19 protein-coding genes are annotated in these 19,484 nt (G+C 63.3%); 7 read left to right on the forward strand and 12 right to left on the reverse strand.

What is annotated here, in order from left to right:
* Positions 1 to 27 precede the first annotated feature (27 nt).
* Together NKH42_RS08110 and NKH42_RS08115 are read right to left on the reverse strand one after the other, a co-directional pair.
* Positions 28 to 828: a lysophospholipid acyltransferase family protein gene (locus NKH42_RS08110; protein ID WP_352505091.1), complete on the reverse strand. Its 801-nt coding sequence runs from the start codon at positions 826 to 828 to the stop codon at positions 28 to 30.
* A gap of 105 nt (positions 829 to 933) precedes the next feature.
* Entirely contained in the window at positions 934 to 1,842 is a 909-nt protein-coding gene (locus tag NKH42_RS08115) for a LysR family transcriptional regulator (protein ID WP_352505092.1), read from the reverse strand.
* Between the two features lie 132 nt (positions 1,843 to 1,974).
* On the opposite strand from NKH42_RS08115, the gene NKH42_RS08120 reads away from it, so the two are divergent.
* Positions 1,975 to 2,595 (forward strand): pyridoxamine 5'-phosphate oxidase family protein, encoded by a 621-nt coding sequence (locus tag NKH42_RS08120; protein ID WP_352476270.1) that lies wholly within the window; start codon positions 1,975 to 1,977, stop codon positions 2,593 to 2,595.
* Between the two features lie 30 nt (positions 2,596 to 2,625).
* Here the strand turns inward: NKH42_RS08120 and NKH42_RS08125 are convergent, their stop codons facing one another.
* The 3 genes from NKH42_RS08125 to ftsE all read right to left on the reverse strand — a co-directional run bounded on the left by NKH42_RS08125 (position 2,626) and on the right by ftsE (position 5,126).
* A complete protein-coding gene (locus NKH42_RS08125) occupies positions 2,626 to 3,402 on the reverse strand; it encodes a YdcF family protein (protein ID WP_352751164.1) in 777 nt (258 codons plus the stop codon).
* A gap of 88 nt (positions 3,403 to 3,490) precedes the next feature.
* Positions 3,491 to 4,474 (reverse strand): cell division protein FtsX, encoded by a 984-nt coding sequence (locus NKH42_RS08130; RefSeq protein WP_254816652.1) that lies wholly within the window; start codon positions 4,472 to 4,474, stop codon positions 3,491 to 3,493.
* Positions 4,467 to 5,126, reverse strand: a complete 660-nt coding sequence (ftsE, locus tag NKH42_RS08135; RefSeq protein WP_023677923.1) for a cell division ATP-binding protein FtsE — start codon at positions 5,124 to 5,126, stop codon at positions 4,467 to 4,469. The genes NKH42_RS08130 and ftsE overlap by 8 nt, the downstream gene beginning before the upstream one ends.
* 235 nt (positions 5,127 to 5,361) lie before the next feature.
* On the opposite strand from ftsE, the gene NKH42_RS08140 reads away from it, so the two are divergent.
* From NKH42_RS08140 to NKH42_RS08150, 3 genes are all read left to right on the forward strand, one after another.
* Entirely contained in the window at positions 5,362 to 5,652 is a 291-nt protein-coding gene (locus NKH42_RS08140) for a hypothetical protein (RefSeq protein ID WP_352751162.1), read from the forward strand.
* Between the two features lie 185 nt (positions 5,653 to 5,837).
* Positions 5,838 to 6,380 (forward strand): hypoxanthine phosphoribosyltransferase, encoded by a 543-nt coding sequence (gene hpt, locus NKH42_RS08145; RefSeq protein WP_254816654.1) that lies wholly within the window; start codon positions 5,838 to 5,840, stop codon positions 6,378 to 6,380.
* Positions 6,381 to 6,441: 61 nt separating this feature from the next.
* Positions 6,442 to 6,813 (forward strand): response regulator, encoded by a 372-nt coding sequence (locus tag NKH42_RS08150; RefSeq protein ID WP_352751161.1) that lies wholly within the window; start codon positions 6,442 to 6,444, stop codon positions 6,811 to 6,813.
* A gap of 19 nt (positions 6,814 to 6,832) precedes the next feature.
* On the opposite strand, the gene NKH42_RS08155 is transcribed toward NKH42_RS08150, so the two are convergent.
* Positions 6,833 to 7,783 (reverse strand): DMT family transporter, encoded by a 951-nt coding sequence (locus tag NKH42_RS08155; RefSeq protein WP_352751160.1) that lies wholly within the window; start codon positions 7,781 to 7,783, stop codon positions 6,833 to 6,835.
* 223 nt (positions 7,784 to 8,006) lie between these two features.
* Between NKH42_RS08155 and NKH42_RS08160 the strand changes: the two genes are divergently transcribed.
* Positions 8,007 to 8,864 (forward strand): LysR family transcriptional regulator, encoded by an 858-nt coding sequence (locus NKH42_RS08160; RefSeq protein ID WP_352974028.1) that lies wholly within the window; start codon positions 8,007 to 8,009, stop codon positions 8,862 to 8,864.
* A gap of 70 nt (positions 8,865 to 8,934) precedes the next feature.
* Here NKH42_RS08160 and NKH42_RS08165 read toward each other — a convergent pair whose 3' ends face one another.
* On the reverse strand, positions 8,935 to 11,550 hold the full coding sequence (locus NKH42_RS08165) for a TIGR02302 family protein (RefSeq protein WP_352704395.1): 2,616 nt from the start codon (positions 11,548 to 11,550) through the stop codon (positions 8,935 to 8,937).
* Positions 11,551 to 11,762: 212 nt separating this feature from the next.
* A complete protein-coding gene (locus tag NKH42_RS08170; protein ID WP_352974030.1) occupies positions 11,763 to 12,704 on the reverse strand; it encodes a threonine/serine dehydratase in 942 nt (313 codons plus the stop codon).
* A gap of 63 nt (positions 12,705 to 12,767) precedes the next feature.
* On the opposite strand from NKH42_RS08170, the gene NKH42_RS08175 reads away from it, so the two are divergent.
* Complete coding sequence (locus tag NKH42_RS08175; protein ID WP_352691043.1) at positions 12,768 to 13,070, forward strand: ArsR/SmtB family transcription factor; 303 nt, start codon at positions 12,768 to 12,770, stop codon at positions 13,068 to 13,070.
* Positions 13,071 to 13,080: 10 nt separating this feature from the next.
* Here the strand turns inward: NKH42_RS08175 and lysA are convergent, their stop codons facing one another.
* From lysA to argH, 3 genes are all read right to left on the reverse strand, one after another.
* Positions 13,081 to 14,349: a diaminopimelate decarboxylase gene (gene lysA / locus NKH42_RS08180; RefSeq protein WP_352691042.1), complete on the reverse strand. Its 1,269-nt coding sequence runs from the start codon at positions 14,347 to 14,349 to the stop codon at positions 13,081 to 13,083.
* A 17-nt stretch (positions 14,350 to 14,366) separates the two neighbouring features.
* A complete protein-coding gene (locus NKH42_RS08185; protein ID WP_023677931.1) occupies positions 14,367 to 14,573 on the reverse strand; it encodes a hypothetical protein in 207 nt (68 codons plus the stop codon).
* A 71-nt stretch (positions 14,574 to 14,644) separates the two neighbouring features.
* Positions 14,645 to 16,045: an argininosuccinate lyase gene (argH, locus tag NKH42_RS08190; RefSeq protein WP_352691041.1), complete on the reverse strand. Its 1,401-nt coding sequence runs from the start codon at positions 16,043 to 16,045 to the stop codon at positions 14,645 to 14,647.
* Between the two features lie 35 nt (positions 16,046 to 16,080).
* Between argH and tlpA the strand changes: the two genes are divergently transcribed.
* On the forward strand, positions 16,081 to 16,764 hold the full coding sequence (tlpA, locus tag NKH42_RS08195; RefSeq protein WP_352691040.1) for a thiol:disulfide interchange protein TlpA: 684 nt from the start codon (positions 16,081 to 16,083) through the stop codon (positions 16,762 to 16,764).
* A 2-nt stretch (positions 16,765 to 16,766) separates the two neighbouring features.
* Here tlpA and NKH42_RS08200 read toward each other — a convergent pair whose 3' ends face one another.
* Entirely contained in the window at positions 16,767 to 19,199 is a 2,433-nt protein-coding gene (locus NKH42_RS08200; RefSeq protein ID WP_352704437.1) for a bifunctional diguanylate cyclase/phosphodiesterase, read from the reverse strand.
* Between the last annotated feature and the right edge of the window lie 285 nt (positions 19,200 to 19,484).

Below are 19,484 nucleotides of genomic sequence, written 5' to 3' on the forward strand. Positions count from 1 at the left end.
CCCTTCTGGCGTTCGCGGCGGGGTGTCTCAGCCTTTCAATTCACGTTTCGCGTCCAGCTCACCAAGCCTTTTCACCGCCGTCGGCGGCATCGGCGGCGGGTTCGGCGTCTGCGACGCCTCGACGAGGAGCTGGTCGCAGGCGGCTTCCGTCTCGCCGATCAGCCGGTGCATGAATTCTTCCTTGCCGAGGCCCGGCGGAATCGGCGGCAGGAAGCGCGCCTTGATCGTACCGGGATAGCGCAGGAATTTGCGGCGCGGCCAATAGAGGCCGGCGACGTGAGCGACGGGCACCACTGGAATGCCAAGTTGCGCATAAAGTTCGACGATGCCGTATTTGTAGACCGGTTCGTCACCCGGCGCACGGCGCGTGCCCTCGGGATAGATGATGAGCTGGCGCGGATTGCGCGCCAATTCCTGTTTGGTCGCGGCGATCACCATCTTCAATGCCTTCGAGCGGCTGCCGCGATCGACCGGAATCATCCGCATCTTCAAGATGTACCAACCGAAGAACGGGATCCAGGTCAGCTCCCGCTTCAATATGTAAACGGGATCGTCGAGATACGGCAGGAAAGCGATCGTGTCCCAGAAGGACTGATGCTTCGGCGCCAGGATGAAGGAGCCTTCAGGCAGGTTTTCCTGGCCGGTGATCTCACTTCTGGTGCCGGCGACCTTGTCGTAGAGCCACATGCTGGTGCGCGACCAGAATTTCGGCACAAACCAGGCGCGATGGCGCGGCGACAGGAAATAATACGGAGTCCAGAGGATCATCTGGACGATCAAGTTGAGGTAGAAGGCGAGATTGAACGCCAGCGAGCGGAAATAGAGCATACAGCAAGTGCCCGGTGAGGAGGTGTGCGTTGGTACACCAAGCGCCGGCAAAAAGGAAACGCTGCGAGGCGGGCGATCGGCCGCTCTTGCGATGGACCGTCTTCGTCACATTTGCCACGTCGCCTGCAGCAGGCGCTGTCTCAGGCGCGGGGCGGCGAAGTCGAGGAATGCACGCAGCTTCACCGGCAGAAGCCCCTGGCCGGCATGGACGAGGCTCACCGGCCATGGGTCCGGCTCAAACTCCTGCAACACCGGGCGCAGCGTACCCGACCGGACGGCGGGGGCGATCTGGTAGGAAAGCAGCCTCGTCACGCCGACGCCGGCAATCGCCGCATCGATTGCTGCCTCAGCCGTGTTGACCCGTAACCTGGAGCGGACCGGCACGCTGAATTCAGTCTTGCCGGTGGCGAAGCTCCAACTGGCGGCGGTGAGCCCTTCGAAGGTGATTGCACTGTGTCCTGCAAGGTCTTGCGGCGTTTTCGGTGTGCCGTGCTCGGCGAGATAGGCCGGGCTCGCGCAAACGACGCGGCGGATTGAACCCAGGCGGGTGGCGATCAGGCTCGAATCGGCAAGCTCGCCGATGCGGATGGCGAGGTCGATGTGCTCTTCGACCAGCTGGGTTATCCGGTCGGCGAGTGTAAGCCGCACACTTACCTCGGGATAGACGGAGAGAAAGCCGGTGACGACCGGCAGCACATGCAGGCGGCCGAAGACGATCGGCGCAGTGACGATCAGTTCGCCGGTCGGGGCGCTGTATTCGCCGGCGGCCATTCGCTCGGCCTCGCCGATCTCATCGAGAATGCGACGACAGGCGGCGAGATAGGCGTGGCCCGCATCGGTCAGCGACAGCTGCCGCGCCGAGCGGTTCAACAGCCGTGTCTTCAGGTGCCTTTCCAGGTCCGAAACCTTGCGGCTGACCGTCGTCAGCGGAATGCCGAAGCGACGCCCGGCAGCCGAGAGGCTGCCTGTCTCCGCCGCGGCAACGAAAAGCGACATGGACTGGAGGCGATCCATAGCTCTACCGAAAATTTGCCCTTCCGAAAAACGGAAGGATAGGTTGCAGATATGGCATCTGCATCTCGAAGACGGAAGGCCCTATTCTCGTAAGCGAACAATGCAGCGCACTCGGCGCCTAAGGAGATCTTCATGAACGCTCACACCAGCGATGTCGCCTTCACCCCGACGGTGAAGGCGATCCAGGCCCGCAAGGGCTCGCGCCAGGCCTATGCCCGTGTCGAGGAGCGTGGCGGCTGGCAGGCGGCAATCACGCCCGATCTCGCCGCCTTCATCGAGGCGCAGACCAGCGTCTTTCTGTCGACCGCCAATGCGGACGGGCAGCCTTACATCCAGCATCGCGGCGGGCCTGCCGGTTTCCTCAAGGTGCTCGACGAATGGACGATCGGCTTTGCCGATTTTTCCGGCAACAGGCAGTTCATCACCCAGGGCAACCTCAGCGACAACCCACAGGCTTTCCTGTTTCTGATCGATTATGCGCACCGGCAGCGCATCAAGATCTGGGGCAAAGCGCAAGTCGTCGAGGGCGATGCCGAGCTGACGGCAAAGCTGATGCCGCAAGACTATAGGGCGCGACCCGAGCAGGTTATCCTGTTTACGGTTTCGGCTTGGGATTCAAATTGTTCGCAGCACATCCCGCAGCGTTTCGAAGCGGCCGACGTGGCGGCGGCGCTGGGCGAACGCGACAAGCGCATCGAACGGCTCGAACAGGAGATCGCACGCTTGCGATCGGATGCAGCAGCCAGGGGATAAGAGCCAGGGGATAAAAAGTGCCGGTGCCGTTCAGCTTCCGCCTGCGGCGTCGGCCAGCGCGACGCTCTCGGTTTGCTTCACCGGCATGATGCCGCGCGCCAGCGCCAGCAGGTATTTGTTATATTCGGTGAACAGTACACGCAGCGCTTCCGGCTTGGTCAGCCAGCCGCCATTCTCGAGGTTGGTGTTGACCACCGGATAGGGCTCGAGCCTTGCGCCGTGCAGCAGCCGGCCCATTTCCAGCAGGCTGCGCGGCATGTGATAATTGTTGGTGACGAGAATGACGGTGCCGTAGGCATGGTCCTCGACCCATTTGGCGCTTTCCTCGGCATTGCCGATCGTGTCGAGCGCAGCGCGGTCGATGTCGACACAGCATGAAAACAGCCTCTTGTCGCCGCCGGTCGCGGCTTGAAGCTGGCGGCGGCTGGCGGAAGGATGGACACCGCTGATCAGCAGCCGCTCGCCCTTGCCTGACGCAAGCAGGCCCATAGCAGCGTCGAGTCGCGACTGGCCGCCGGTCAGCACGATGATAGCGTCGGCCCTTGCCGGATTGGCGGGCGTCGTCAGATGGCTGACGGTATTGGCGAACCAGCCGAAGCCGGCAACAAACAACGCCACAAGGGCGAGCAGAAGGAGAGCCGAGAGGCGCAAGGAGCGGGCTGCCAGCAGCCGCCCATGTTTGGCGGATTGATGTTTGGCGGATTGATCCGGCTTGGCAAATTCATCAGGCCCGGCGAATTCATGCGGACGCGCAACCAGCACTGGCATGCACCCAGCGGTATCGGTCGAGTCCCGAACGTCCATCATGAAATGGTTAATCCCGAAATACGGCCTTTGGTAGGAAAAAAATGCAATTTTCGTGACGATGCGTTTTCATCCGTGATCGATCTTTCCTTTAGCCGGCGTCCGGCTGGCGAATATCGATGTCGCTGAGATAGGTAACCACGGTAAAATGGGAGGTTGCCGCCGTCAGCGCGCCGATCACCAGCACCATGACAGCGACCCCGAGATAACCCGCCGAGCCGATGGCGAAATTGCCGAACAGGGCGGTCGCCTGGTCGGCCTGCGGTGTCGCCATATTGCGTGACGACCACCAGGAGAAGGCGATGAAGACGAGGATCGCCGCGGCGCCGCCTGCCGCGGCGCCCTTCATGCCGGTGACCAGAAAATGCCGGCGGAATTCGCGCGCGATGAAGCGCGCCTCGGCGCCGACGAAATGCAGCACCTCGATGATGTGGCCATTGCCCGCCATGGCGCCGCGCGTCGCGAATACAACGGTCAGCACCGTCGCAGACAGCATCAGCGCCAGCACTGCGATACCGATCGTTACCGTGGTGCGGGCCATAGCAACCAGCCGGTCGACCCAGGTGCGATGATCGTCGAGCGAGGCGCTCGGCAGCTTCGGCGTGATTGCCGCACGCAGTGCGGCGAAATCGGGCGGACTGTTCTCGTCAATGGTGATGATGATCAGGCGCGGCACCGGCAGCTCATCGATGTTCAGGCCCGAGCCCAGCCAAGGCTCGAGCAGTCGGGCCGTTGCTTCGCGATCGACGATCCTGGCGCTTTTCACGCCAGGGAATTCGCCGGCGATCTGCGAGGCAAGCGCAAGTGCGGCCTCCATGTCGAGGCCGTCGACCGGCTTGATCTGGATGGTCGCTTCGCGCGAGATCTGGTTCTCCCAGACGGAGGCGGTGTCACGCACCAGGGTGACTGCGCCAAACGTCAGGCAGGACAGAAACGTCATGATGGCGATGACCAGCACCAGCGCCCGGCCGGCGATGTTCTGCGCCGGCACGATCGGCGCCATCTTGCGCTGGACGCGGGGCTTTGCCGCCGCGGCGTCCTGACCCTCGAAATGTTCGACGGAGAGCTCAGTCATAGATGTCCAGCCTTCCGCCGGCCAGGATCATTCGCCGTGCGTCGACCTGTTCCATCAGGCCGAGGTCGTGTGTGGCGATCACCACGGCGGTCCCCAGCCGGTTGAGCTCGATGAACAATCGCAGCAAGCGTCGCGCCAGCGGCGGGTCGACATTGCCGGTCGGCTCGTCGGCGAGCAGGATCTCGGGCTGCTCGATCAACGCGCGGGCGATGGCGGCGCGCTGCTTCTCGCCGCCAGACAGCACCGGCGGCAGCACATGCATGCGCTCGCCGAGGCCGACCCATTTCAGCAGCTCGGTGACGTCGGTGCGGTAGGTCGCTTCCTCGCGGCCGCGTACGCGTAGCGGCAAGGCCACGTTCTCATAGGTGGTCATATGGTCGAGCAGACGAAAATCCTGGAACACCACGCCGATGCGCCGTCTCAGATGCGGCAATTCGGTGCGCGAGATGCGCGAACGGTCCTTGCCGAAAATGGTGATCAGGCCGCGCGTCGGCTTCAGCGACATGAACAAAAGCCGCAGCAACGTCGTCTTGCCGGCGCCTGAAGGTCCGCTCAGGAACTGAAAGGAGCGCTCCGGAATGTGCAAGGAGATGTCGCGGAGAATCTCCGGACCCATGCCATAGCGGAGGCCGACATTTTCGAAGCGGATCACTTTCGACGACCTGAAATTCTTGGCGGCAAGATGCCAGCCCTTTCTGTGGTAAGACCATCGGCCGGCATGGTTAACCGACGGTTAATTTGGCGGCTTTTCGAGCGAGTCACAGGGGTTCCGGTGGGGAAGCGTTAACCATTTCCGTTTACCCAAATGAAACGAACGGCGAACAGGGCTGTAGCGTCAGGCCATGATGGCTGAGGATCGAACCGCGCGCCCGGTTTCCGGCGAAATCATGACCGATCCGGCCGCCGAGCCGGAACGCATCAGGCATGACGTGACCGCCGACGTCATCGATGCCGACTATGAGGTGCTGCCCCGCCATTTTGCACGTCCAGACTTTGCGCCGCCGCCTGCCCGCATGATTTCCACGCCTTCGATCGAAGGCATGGGCATGTTGCGCAAGCCCGAAACCGCCGTCGAACGGCCGTTGTGGGTGCACGGTGGGCCGATCTTCTGGATTGCCGGCGTCGGTGCCGCCTTTGCCGCCTTCTGGATGTCGGGCGGCCATGCGCTGGTTCGTTAGAACGGCGCCAGAAAACAACAGGTCACCAGGTAAACGATTCGCGACGCGCTGGGGGCATCCGACCGTTCGCGGGCGTCCTGCGAAAGATTTGGCCTTGCCAGCCGGCTCGACATGCCTAGAAACGGGGTTGAAGACCGTTTCGGTCGGCTTCGCCTACACGGCGATCATTTCTGGAAGGGCAGCCAATGCCAGTTGTGCGCGGCAAGGACATCGAAGTCCTGTTTTCAGCGTCCGCCATTGCGCGGCGGAACCTGGAACTTGCCAAGGAGATCGCCGGGCACGACTACCACGACCTTCTGGTAATCTCGGTGCTGAAGGGATCATTCATCTTCGCCGCCGATCTTATCCGTGCCATGCACGATGTCGGCCTGTCGCCGGAGGTCGAGTTCATCTTCATCTCCAGCTATGGCGCCGGCACGACCAGCGGTGAGGTGAGGGTGCTGCGCGACATCGACAACGAGGTCGCCGGTCGCGACGTGCTTCTCATCGACGACATTCTGGAATCCGGCAAAACGCTGAGTTTCACCCGCGACCTCATGCTGTCGCGCGGCGCCAGGAGCTGTGCCATCGCCGTGCTGCTCGACAAGCGCATGCGCCGCCAGACCACGCTCAACGCCGACTATGTCGGCTTCGACTGCCCCGATTATTTCGTCGTCGGCTATGGCATGGACGTCGCCCACGCGTTTCGCGAATTGCCGTTCGTCGGCATCGTCAAGGGCGACGCCTAGTTGGGTTGTCGCCGCTCGCGGTTCAGGAAACATCAACTTTTCCTCGCCAAATATCCTGCCCATGGCAAAGCTCCTGATCGTCGAGGACGATGAATCCGTCCGCAGCCTCGCCGCCCGTGCGCTCGAACGCGCCGGGCATAATGTCACTGTTGCCGTCGATGGCGCGCACGGTCTTTCTCTGATCGGGGCGGCGCAGGGGGGCTACGACCTTGTGCTGTCCGACATCCGCATGCCGGAGATGGACGGCATCGAGATGGCCAAGGCGGCAGCGGCGCTGTTCCCGGCGGTGAAGATCGTGCTGATGACCGGCTATGCCGACCAACGCGAGCGCGCCGAGGAATTGGACGGCATTATTCACGACGTCGTGCAAAAACCGTTCGCGCTGGCTGAAATCCGCGCCCGCGTCGAACAGGCGCTCGCCTGCTTCGCCTAAGGCCCAAGGCCGACCGCCTTCAGGCAGGGTCGCAGGTCGCCGCAATGGCTGGCGCGCCGCTCCGGCGCCGGCCGGCATTGAGCGCAAAAAGCCCGGCGCCGATGATGAGGGCTGCGCCGGCCGCCGTCGCTGGTCGCGGCATTTCGGCAAAGAACAGAAAACCCCATAGCGGCGACCAGATGATACCGGTGTATTCGAAGGTGGCGACGCTGTTGGCGGGCGCCAGCCGGTAGGCCTGCGACAACAGGATCATTCCGGCCGAGGCAACGAAGCCGCATGCGCCCATCTTGAGGAGATCCGGCGTCGCCGGCCAGGCCCATGGCCGGACGAGGAACTCGAGGCTCGGATGCACGGCGTGGTCAATGCCTGCCAGCCAAAACAATGCCGCCACCAAGGCCGCGCCGACCAGATAGGCGCCGTTCTGATAGAACGCCATGACGGTCGAGGATTCGGTGTCGCCGATCTTGCGCGCCATCAGCTGCGAGAAACCGTAGAGCAGAGCCGAACCTAGCGACAGCAGCGCTGCCCAGTCGAACAAGCCGGCGCCCGGGCGCACCATCACCAGCACGCCGAGCATGCCGACCAGGACGGTGGCGAGCGCCTGCCAGGACACGCGTTCGCCGAGATAGGGGCCGGCCAGCGCCATGATGAACAGCGGCGCCATGAAATAGAGCGCCACCGCGTCAGCCAGCGGCAGGGCGGCGATTGCCAGATAGTAGGCCGTGTAGGAGGTGAACTGGATGAAGGCGCGCATCGTCAGCATGCCGAACCGCTTCGACAGGATTGCCTGCAATCCGACATCGGCGTGGACGAGGAAAACCAGGATCGGCAAGGCGACGATCGAGCGGATCGCCATCACCTCGGTGACCGGATAGTGGCTCGACACCGCCTTGACCAGCGGGTCCTGCAGCGAAAAGACCAGTACGCCGAGACAGAGGCTGAGGATGCCGAGCACAAGCCGATTCTGCATAGGCGCTCCTGTCCCCGCGTGCGCGGCCGAACGCAGGCCTGCATCCGGGTAAAAAGAACCCGCCGCCATTTCGGGCAGCGGGTACGAGTGAGGACTTTTGATTGGTCCGCGGCCGATTTCGCGGCCGCATATCCAATGGGTAAGGCGAACTATCGTCCGCCGTTTGACATGTTGCAAACGAATTGGAATGATGCCAGCAATCAGATTTTCTTATGGCGGGCACATGCGACCCAATCTCGACAGCGACCTGTTGCGAACCTTCGTGGCGGTCGCCGACAGTGGCAATTTCACCAAGGCGGCGGAGCGGGCCGGCCGCACCCAGTCGGCGGTCTCGATGCAGATGAAGAAGCTTGAAGGGATGATCGGCGACAGCCTGTTCGAGCGCGGCTCGCGCGGTGTGGCGCTGACACGGCGCGGCGGCGAGCTCATCGCCAACGCCAGGCGCATCGTTTCACTGCTCGACGAGACGGCGGCATCGATGGTCGCGGCGCCGCTTGGCGGGCCGGTGCGCATCGGTATCCCGGAGGAATATGGCCACGCGATCCTGTCGCGCGCGCTCGGCGCCTTTGCCAAGCGCCATCCTCAGGTCGACATCACCGTCCGCTACGCGCATTCCGGTGCGCAGATCGCGGCGCTCGCCGCTGGCGAGCTCGATCTGGCGGTGGTGTTCGAATGGCAGGATCTGTCGGGGGGTGAGGTGCTGATGCATGACCCGACCGTATGGGTGACGTCAGAGCTGCATCACATGCATGAGGAGCGGCCGGTGCCGATCGCGCTCTACAACCGTGCCGGTTGGTGCAAGGATTTCGCGATAAAGTCGCTGGAACAGCGCGATCTCGCCTATCGTGTCGCCTACACCAGCGATACCAATGGCGGCCTGCGGCTCGCCGTCACCTCCGGGCTGGCGATTGCGCCGATCTCGCGCAGCAACATCCCGGCCGGCTGCCGCGAGCTTACGACCGCCGACGGGTTCGGCGACATCCATTCCTCGAACGTGGTGCTGCGGCGCAACCCGAACGCTTCCGGCGAGGCTATCGACGGCATGGAAGAGGCTATCCGCGAGGCGTTCACCAACCGTTAAGAATGCCGCTCAGTCCGGCGGTAGCGGCCAGCACGGACCGCGCGCGGCGATCTTCCGAATACAGGCAGCCTTACTTCAGCTCCAGCAGCCGCTCCAGATAGCTGCGCTCGATATCGGGGCTGAGTGCATTGCCGAGCCGCTTGCGGATCGCTTCGAGGATTTGGCGGGCACGCTGCACGTCGATCTCGTCAGGCACTCTCACCGAACTCCCGTCATCGGGACCCTCGCTGGTGCGGGGCCGCCCGAGCGGGTCACGGTCGGCATTCTGCTGTCGTCCGCCCTGGCCGTTGCCGCCCTGGTCGCCTTGCATTGCCTGCAATTGCTTCATCATGTCCTTGGCGCCCCTGCGCAAGGCTTCCAATGCGCGGCCCTGGTGACCGACGGCCTGGTCGCCTTCGCCCTCGCCGAGCGCCTGTTCGGCATTGCCCATGGATTTGCCGGCCTCGCCAAACCCCTCATTGGAGTCGAGGCCCATGCCTTCGAGGCTCTTCCTCAATTGATCGAGCTCGCTCTGCAGCTTGCCCTGGCCTTCCTGCAACTGCTTCATCGCATCGGCGAATTCCTGCGGCGTCATCTGCCCCGGCCGGCCGAGCGGATCGCGGTCGTCGCCCAGGCCGGGCTTGCCCTGTTCGTCCATCGGGCCCGGCTCACCGTTCTCGCCGAGCTGCTCGTCGCGGTTCTGCCCGCGCTGTTGCTGGCCACGCTGCATCTGGTCCATGCGGAAGGTGTCGTTCATCATCTCCTGCTGGCGCCGCATGATCTCGCCCAGCTTATCCATCTGCTGACGCATCTCGCTGTCCTGCTGACCGCCTTGTTGCTGGCGGCCTGCCTGCAGATTGTTCATCATGTCCTGCAGCTCAGACAGCAATTGCTGCGCCTGGTCGCGATTGCCGGATTTCGCCAGGTTCTCGATCTGGTCCATCATGCGGTCGATGTCGCTCTGGCGCAGTTCCCGGCCGTTCTGCTGCATCTGTGGCGCATTCGGATTCTGCTGCGCCCGCGCAGCGAATTCCTGCAGGAACTGGTTCATCGCCTCGCGCAGTTCCTTCATCGCCTTCTCGATCTCCTGGTCGCTGGCGCCGTTCTTGATCGCATCCTGCAGCGCCTGCTGCGCCTGGCGCAGCCGCTTCTCGGCCGCCGACAGATTGCCTTCCTCGATGCCGAGCGCGATCTCCCAGAGGTAAGCGACCTCGTCGCGCAACTGGTCGTCGCTGTCAGCCATCTTCAGCCGGGTGCGGGCGCTCATGATGGCGAGGTAGTGCGTCATGTTGTCGAACGTGTCTTCGGGCCTGAGCGTGATCGCATCCATCAGGTCGAGCACCCGGTCCTTGGCATAGGCGTCGAGCGCCAGCATGCGGCGCTGCTCGACAACAGCCCGCGCCAACGGGTTGGAGAATGGCCGCTCCGGCATCACCAGCGTCTTGGTTTCGCTGGTCGCCGTGTGTCCGGCACCGTCGGTGGCGACAAGCGACAGCTTGACGTTACCACCGGCCCAGACATGGTCGGTCAGGTCCTTCGTCGTCTTAGCGGCATTCGCCTTCCCGCCGCGGCGCGGCAACGTCAGCGGCATTTCCGGCGGGCCATAGAGCGGATGCGCGTTGGGTGCCTGCGGATCGGCCAATGCGAAAACGGCCTTGGCGGAGGCCGCGCCATAGTCGTCGTCAATCTGGTAGTTGAGTTCGAAGGCGCCGTTGACGGCGCGCTTCGGCTCGCCGACAAAGCGGATCTGCGGCGGCTTGTCGGGAATTATGGCGAAGGCCCAGCGGCCGAGCTCGCCGTCGCCGGACTGCAGCGTCAGCGTGCCGTCGGCCGTCAACTTGCCGCTGAACTGGCGCACGGTGGAAGGCGTTGCCGGAGCTGCCTCAGTCTTGGCGGCTTGCGGCCCGGTCGGATCGATGGCGCGGGTGTTGCCGCCGGTGTCGGCGTAACTCAGCGTTTCCTCGCCCGAACCGCCGGTGACGCGCAGCGACACATCGCTGCCCTCCGGAACGGTGAAGGTCGGCGCCGTTTGAGTGGCGTTGTTGGCAAGGACTGGGGCGTTCAGGAATATCGGCGGCCTGCCGGTATAGGCCGGCGGCGTCACCCAGGCATCAATGCGCGGCGGCACGACGTCGCGGGCGGCACGGGCAACAAAGCCGTCGCCCAGCCTGCCGCCCGACGGCCCGAAGGAGAAGGCAAAGGCAGTGACCAACAAAAGCGCGGCAACGGCGCGCAACGCCCACGGGTCGCGTTCCGGCACGCGTGTGCGCGGCACGTCGCCGCCAAGCTCGCCCAGCCGGTCAGCCATGCGCCGCTGATGCTCGCGCCACAGGGCTTGCGAAAAAATGCTTTCCTTGCCGCTCGGGCGATCGGTCTGGACCTGCACCGGGCTGTGCAGCAGCCGGTTGGCCGCCTCGATGCGGCGGTCGACCTCGGCACTGGATGGCGTGCGGAAGAAACGCAGCGGGTAGAGTGCGGCAAGCGCTGCGACGCCGAATGCCGTGATAAGACCGATCCGCGCCAGATCGGGCAAAAATGGGAACAGGCCGAGCCACGAAATGCTGAGGAACAGGCTGGCGACGATGATCAGCGGCAGCAGCAATGGCCAGCCGCGTTCGACGATTATCGAGACCTGCGTCCCCAGCCGGCTCAAGGCAAGGCGCCTGGCCAGACTGCGATCGCTGGTGAAAATGGGTCGTTGCGTCATCGGCCCTTCCTGGCCGGGCGGGATAGCCCAGGCCTCACGAGTCTATCGCATGGGCCCGAAAAGTCGATTTCCGGGAAGCACGATGCGAAGACCTAAAATCTTAGCGCGTACTTCGTGCGTCCAAGCGGATGCACATCGCCCTAAGGATACCAACAAACACGGCGAAGGCGAGGCGGTTCCCCAAAACGTGAACAATAATGCCCCGGATATTGTCAGAATTTCGCCGGATTGGCGTTTGCGCCGCAGACCAGTACGGCAACGTGCTCGCCTCTAGCCGGTGCGTAGCGGCCGGACAGGAGCGCCGCGAAGGCGGCCGCACCGCCCGGCTCGGAGATGATTCGCACGCGGTCCCACAGCGCCGCCTGGGCGGCGACAATGTCGTCGTCGCCGACCAGGATCGAGCGCTCGACGAATGCCTCGGCGATAGGAAACATCATTTCGCCGACACGCTTTGGCGCGAGCGAATCGGCGGCGACGCCCTCAGCCGGCGCGTCGACGGGTCGGCCCGCCGCGAACGCGCGATGAAGCGTCGGCGCACCCTCCGGCTCAACAGCGATGATCCTGATGCGGCCGGAAAACCAGGCGGCGATGCCGCCGATCAGGCCGCCGCCGCCGACAGCGACCAGCAGGGTGTCGAGCTTCGGCAGGTCGGCCTCGATTTCGAGGCCGAGCGTGCCCTGCCCGACCAGCGTCTCCTCCTGATTGAAGGCGTGGATCTGCAGGGCGCCGGATTTTTCGGCGAAGCTCTCGCTGGCGGCCAGCGCCTCGGCATAACGGGCGCCGCCGACGATCAGCTCGGCGCCGTAGCCACGGATGCGGTCCAGCTTGGCCTGCGGGCTCACTTCGGGAACAAAGATGGTCGCCTTGTGGCCGAGTCGCATGGCGGCATAGGCGACGGCGGCGCCGTGATTGCCGCCCGATGCGGCGACGACGCCGGCCGCAGCAACCGGCCGTTCGAGGAGATTGGTGAACGCACCACGCGCCTTGAACGAGCCGGAATGCTGCAAGCACTCAAGCTTCAGGTCGACCGGCAGAGCCGGGCGGCCGAAATCGGCCATGTCGACGCGCAGCACCGGCGTGTGGCGCACGAAGGGTCGGATGCGTGGTTCCATCGCCGCAATGCGCTCGCGTGTGATCGTGTGGCCGTGCAGCATGCTTTCACTCCCAGGGCTGACATTCAGAGTTGACATTACTTAGTAACTTGGCAAAGTGGCTAAATGCAAGAGGTCGACCTCTTCAAAGCGATTGCCAACGAGCGCAGGCTGCAGATCCTCGACTGGCTCAAGGACCCGCGCGCGCATTTTCCGCCGCAGGCGGACGGCGATCTGGTCGACGACGGAGTCTGCGCGCTGCTGATCGCGGAAAAGCTGGGGATCACCCAGGCGACGCTCAGCGAACATATGCGCGTGCTGACCCAGGCAGGGCTTTTGCGCAGCAAGCGCATCAAGCAGTGGACATTCTATCGCCGGAACGAGAACAGGATCGCCGAAACCAGGGCGCTCATTCAGCACCGCCTGTAGCTGCAGAGTTCTACTCCAACCAGTCCGGCACCGAGTCCAGTCCGATCAGCTCGTCATAGGTCTGGCGCGGGCGCACAACGTGGAAGCGGTCGCGGTCGACCAGCACTTCCGGTACCAGCAGCCTGGTATTGTAGGTGCCAGCCTGGACGGCGCCATAGGCGCCGGCGGTGGCGACAGCGATCAGGTCGCCGGATTTCAGCCGGGGCAGGTCACGGTCGAGCCCGAGATAGTCGCCGGTCTCGCAAACCGGGCCGACGACGTCGACCTTCATGCGCGGTGCTGCGGCCGGCTGCTGCACCACCGGCTTGATGTCGTGGAAAGCGTCGTAAAGCGTCGGCCGGATCAGGTCGTTCATCGCGGCGTCGACGACGAGGAAGTTCTTGGCGTCGCCCTCCTTCACGAAGATCACCGCCGAGACCAGGATGCCGGCATTCCCGACGATCAACCGGCCTGGCTCGAACATCACTTTCAGCCCGAGCTCGGCGACATGCTTTCTGACGATCCGGGCATAGGCATCGGGCAAAGGCGGCGGGTTGTTGTCGACGCGGTAGGGAATGCCAAGGCCGCCGCCGAGATCGATGTGCTCGATGGCATGACCGTCGGAGCGCAGGGCGCCGACCAGCTCCACCAGCAGCGCAAAGGCCTCGTCGAAGGGCTGCAATTCGGTGATCTGGCTGCCGATATGGGTGTCTATGCCGGTGACCTTGATGCCCGGCAGCTCAGCCGCGCGGGCATAAACCTTTCGTGCCTGCTGCCAGGGAATGCCGAACTTGTTCTCGGCCTTCCCAGTCGAAATTTTGTTGTGCGTCCTGGCATCGACATCCGGATTGATGCGCAGCGAGATCGGCGCGATCTTGCCCAGCGCGGTCGCGCGGGCCGACAGCAGCTCCAGCTCCGGTTCGGATTCGACGTTGAAACAGAGAATGCCGGCCGAGAGCGCAAAATCCATTTCGCGCGCGGTCTTGCCGACGCCCGAAAACAGGATCTTGCTTGCCGGAATGCCGGCCGCCAAAGCGCGGCGCAATTCGCCCTCCGAGACCACGTCGGCGCCGGCGCCGAGTCTTGCCAACACCTTCAGCACGGCCTGGTTCGAATTCGCCTTCATGGCATAGCAGACGAGGGCGTCGAGCCCGGCAAAGGCCTCTGTGAAGACGCGAAAATGCCTGGTCAACGTCGCCGTCGAATAACAATAGAATGGCGTGCCGACGCTGGCGGCGATGTCTGATATCGCCACGTCCTCGGCATGCAGCGCGCCGTCGCGGTAGTCGAAATGGTTCACGAGATTGGTCCGAAAAATCAGAGCAGCGGGTCGAGGATGAATTTCTTGTCCTCAACAGGTTTTTCCGGCTCCGGCGGCAAAGGTTGCTTGGCCTTCTCGGCGTCCTTGCGGGCCTGCACGGCGGCCGCGTAGGGCGTATCGAGCGCAGCCTTCCTGCCGCAGGCCGCAACGGTGGCCATTGCTGCCAACAGCGTCAGCGTCACCAAAATCCTGCTTCCGGTCATCGTGCCATCCGTCCGAAACTGTTGCCCGCAGCCGCTTCTAGCCGAGTTTTGCGGCCATTGCACCCCGCGTCTTACGCCTTGGCGAGCCGCTTTTTCCAGTAGCGGATCTGCTTGCGCACCTCGGACGGCGCGGTGCCGCCGAAGCTCGTGCGGCTCTTTACAGAATTCTGCACGGCAAGAACCGAAAACACGTCGGCGCTGATACCGGGGTGAATGGACTGCAGATCCTCCAGCGAAAGCCTGTCGAGCCCGATCTTCCTGTCGTCGGCCAGCGCCACCGCCCGGCCAGTGATATGGTGCGCCTCGCGGAACGGCAGGCCGAGCGTGCGCACCAGCCAGTCGGCGAGGTCGGTCGCAGTCGAATAGCCGGCGCCGGCAGCCTTTTTCATCGCCGCGGTGTTCACCGTCATGTCGCGCACCATGCCGGTCATTGCCGCCAGCATCAGGTCGAGCGTCTCGGCCGCGTCGAAGACGGATTCCTTGTCTTCCTGCATGTCCTTGCCATAGGTCAGCGGCATGCCCTTCATTACTGTCAGCAAGCCGACGAGGTGCCCGGTGACGCGGCCGGTCTTGCCGCGCACCAGTTCGGCAGCGTCGGGATTCTTCTTCTGCGGCATGATCGACGAACCCGTCGAGAAACTATCCGACAGCCTGACGAAGCCGAATTGCGGCGTCGACCAGATGATGATCTCTTCAGCCAGTCGCGACAGATGCGTCGCGCAGATCGCTGCTACGCCCAGGAACTCGAGCGCGAAATCGCGATCCGAAACGCTGTCGAGCGAATTGCGCATCGGCTCGCGGAAGCCAAGCGCCTTCGCTGTCTCGTGCCTGTCAATCGGAAAGCTGGTGCCGGCAAGGGCGGCAGCGCCGAGCGGGCTTTCATCCATATGCTCAATCGCATCGCGGACGCGAGACAGGTCGCGCGCAAACATCTCGACATAGGCCATGCAGTGATGGCCGAAGGTCACCGGCTGCGCCGCCTGCATGTGGGTGAAGCCCGGCATCACCGTTGCCGCATGCTCCTCGGCGCGATCCAGGAACGCCGTGATCAGGCCCTTCAGCGCCTCGGCGACGCGAAAGCACTCGTCCTTGACCCACAGCCTGAGGTCGACCGCCACCTGGTCATTGCGCGAGCGGGCGGTATGCAGGCGGCCAGCTGCGGGCCCGATCAAATCGGCCAGACGGGCCTCGATATTCATGTGGATGTCTTCCAGCCTGGTGGAGAACTCGAATGTGCCGGTCTCGATCTCTGCCAGGATCGTGTTCAGCCCGTGAGTGATTTTTTCTTGATCGGCCGCCGAAATAATGCCCGTTTGCGCCAGCATCTGGCAATGGGCGATCGAGCCGCGAATATCCTGCGCATAGAGTTTGCGGTCGAACGAGATCGACGCGTTGATCGCTTCCATGATTGCGGCCGGACCCGAGGCAAAACGTCCGCCCCACATCTGGTTGCTGGCCTTCTTGTCGTTCATCGCTATAACCCGTGCTCCGGAGCAGTTTTTAAAAAATGGCAGACGGCAATAGATTCTTCCCGGCTTTGCGTCTCATCCTCGCCGCTTTGGTTGCGGGCGTGCTGGCCGGCGCGGTCGCGGTATATGTCAGGGAAAGCAGTTCTGGCAACAAGGCGCCCGCGCAAGTGGCCGCCGGCGGCGGCAAGGACGACGCCGCCTGCGTCGCCAAGACCGACCGTGCCAAGAAGATCGCCGCCGCTGCTACCGGCCAGGTTGCCGCGCTTTTGCCGGCGGATCCGCCGCAATCGCTGAAAAGCCTTGCCTTCAACGGCCCCGACGGCAAGCCGACGACGATCGCCGATCATGCCGGCAAGACGGTGCTGCTCAATCTGTGGGCGACATGGTGTGCACCTTGCCGCGCCGAAATGCCGGCGCTCGATGCGCTGCAGAAGGAGATGGGCAGCGATGCGTTTCAGGTTGTTGCCGTCAACGTCGATGCCGGCGACGATGCCAAACCGAAGAAATTCCTGGAGGACACCGGCGTCAAGTCGCTCGGCTACTATCGCGATGCCACGATGTCGCTGTTCAACGACGTCAAGACGCGCGGCCTGGCGCTAGGTCTGCCCGTCACCATGCTGATCGATGGGCAAGGCTGCCTCATCGCCCATATGAACGGCCCGGCCGAATGGTCGGGGCCGGATGCCAAGCGTCTGGTCGAGGCGGCGCTTCAGCCGGGATAGGCTCAGACCGTGCGCAGGCGCGGCTTGAGCACGGCAATGCTTGCGCCGCGTCGGCTGGCTGTGCGGATTGCCGGAGCAGCCACGCCCGTCAGTTCGCCGAACGTCTCGATCGGAGCCGGTTTGCCGAGGTAATAGCCTTGCCCGATCTCGCAAGCCTCGGCATCCAAGAACTGCAATTCACCCGGCGTCTCGATGCCCTCCGCAAGGACCGGTAGGCCGAGACCGCGTCCAAGCCCCAGCACGGCGCGGACGATCGCCGCGAACTGGGCGTTCTTGTCGACCGATTTGATGAACGACCCGTCGATCTTGATCTTGTCGAAGGGAAAGGCGCTAAGGTTGGACAGCGAAGAGTAGCCGGTGCCAAAATCGTCCATCGCTACATGCACGCCAAGCGCCTTGACCTGCCTCAAGGCCGCCAGCGCGCGGGGCATATCCTTCACCAGGGCTGTTTCGGTGATCTCCAGTTCCAGCCTGCCGGGTGCCAGGCCGGACCTCGCCAGTGCATCATGCACCTTGCGGCTGAAGTTCGGATTGTGAAGCTGCACGGCGGAGACGTTGACGGCGACCATCAGCGGATTTGTCCAGCGAGCAGCATCGTTACAAGCCGTCGTCAGCACCCAGTCGCCGATCTGGGCGATCGCGCCACTGTCCTCGGCCACGGGGATGAAAACAGCCGGAGAAATATCACCCCGCTCAGGGTGCTGCCACCGGACCAGGGCTTCGAAGCCGATCATCCTGCCGCCGCGGATTTCCTTCTGAGGCTGGTAGACGAGGTGGAACTCCTTGCGGGCGATGGCCTGGCGCAATTCATGCTCCATCACGCGCTTGTCGCGGGCCGCGGTGCCCATGGCTATCTCGAAAAACCGGTAAGTGTCCCTGCCTTCGGTTTTGGCGCGATGGAGTGCCGTGTCGGCATGGCTGATCAGGCCGGCCTGGTCTTCGGCATCCAGCGGAAAGAAGGCGATGCCGATGCTGGCCGAGACGAGGCCGGAGCCGACCGAAACCCTGTTTTCCTCGCGGATCGCCGCCAGCAAGTCCTCGGCTATCCGGCCTGCGGCCAAGGGGTCGGGGAGGTTCGGAGCTATGATGGCAAATTCGTCACCGCCGAGACGCGCGAGCATCTGTCCGTTGCGCGGGATGCCGGAGATGCAGTGCGCGAGCTTCTGCAGCATCGCGTCACCGGCGCTGTGGCCGTAGAGGTCGTTGACTTGCTTGAACCGGTCGAGGTCAAGCAGCAGGAGCGCCAGATATCCATCCTTGCCGCCACGATCCATCGAGGCGACTTCTGCTTCCAGCCGGGAAGAAAAGCTCCGCCGATTGGCAAGCCCGGTAAGCGGATCGAAATGCGCGAGGCGGAGAATCTCTTCTTCTGCCTTCTTGCGCTCACGGATGTCGCGAACGGCAAGCACCGTATGAGGCCTGCCGCAGTAGGTGATCTTCCTGGCGATCAGCTCGACAGGAATTCTCGCGCCGTCGCTGCCCCTTAATTTCGCTTCCTGCGCCTGTTCGCCGAAGCCGGACATAGCGGCTGCGCTCTGTCCGTCGAAAAGCTCGCCGAGTTGCATCGTGTTCAGGGTGGCTGTCGCTGTTCCGGTCAGCTTCGCCATACTGTCATTGGCGCTGACGATGCGGGTGCCATCGCAAACGATCAGACCTTCCACCGCCGCATTGGCGAGATCGTGCATGCGCTCGGCCTCGAGCTTCTGGTGGCGAAAGCGCAGATCGATCCACAGCGCGGCACCTGACAGCACAAGGATTACAAGGCTGGCGACCGCTGCGGCAAAGGCCTGGGAAATGGGCTCGATGGAATGTTCGGATATTTCAATCGAGGAATCCGGAATGATCGACACCGCGGCCATCGCGATGAAATGCAAGCTGCAAATGGCCAGCGTCAAAAGCGCGGCGCCGCCGAGAGTCGCGACTGCTGACGGGCGGCGCAAAACGACCAGGAGTGCCAGTGCCGCAAGGGTCACGCCGGCCAGAAGCGACATCGCGACAAGGAGCAGGTTCCATACGACCCGGCCTTCGACCTCGAAAGCCGCCATGCCGATGTAGTGCATCGTCGCGATGGCGCCGCCCAGAATGGCACCACCGACGAGGAAATGGTCGATGCCGCGGCGCAAGGTGGCGACCCACATCCCAAGCGCGGTCAGGATGACGGCGGCGGCAAGCGAAAAGGCGGATAATCCCGGATTGTATGCGTTCGGTATTCCCGGCGTAAACGCGGTCATGGCGATGAAATGCGTCGCCCATATGCCGAACCCGGTCGAGGCCGCGGCGATCATCAGCCAGACAAGCCGGTTTCGCTCGGTCGATCGGCCGACATGCTTAAGGAGATTAACTGCTGAGAAACAAGAAATTCCACAGACGAGTGCGGCGAGCGCAACCAGTCTCAGGTCGTGCTGATTTACGATACAATTATAGACCGTCAGCATTCTGGTTCACTCGGTCAAAACTAACAGGGGAGGTGTGACGGATTAGCTCTTGGAGATTTTAACGAATAGTTAACCCGTAGGCCATGAGGCGGGTCTTTTCGGGGGAAAACCGATGCCGCTGCGCCGAAAAGGCGGTGATGTCGTTTCTGACGCCCGGTTTCGGTAGCGAGTGCACTTTAGGAAGGAATGGTGTTCATTGATCGGCAACAAAACCGTTGTCCGATTGTCATCAGCGCCACATATTGGCTTTGCGGAGGTGCCCCTTTCGCCAATGACAAACGGGAG

The organism is Mesorhizobium sp. M1142 (assembly GCF_040318565.1).
In the GTDB taxonomy this organism is placed as follows: Bacteria; Pseudomonadota; Alphaproteobacteria; order Rhizobiales; family Rhizobiaceae; genus Mesorhizobium.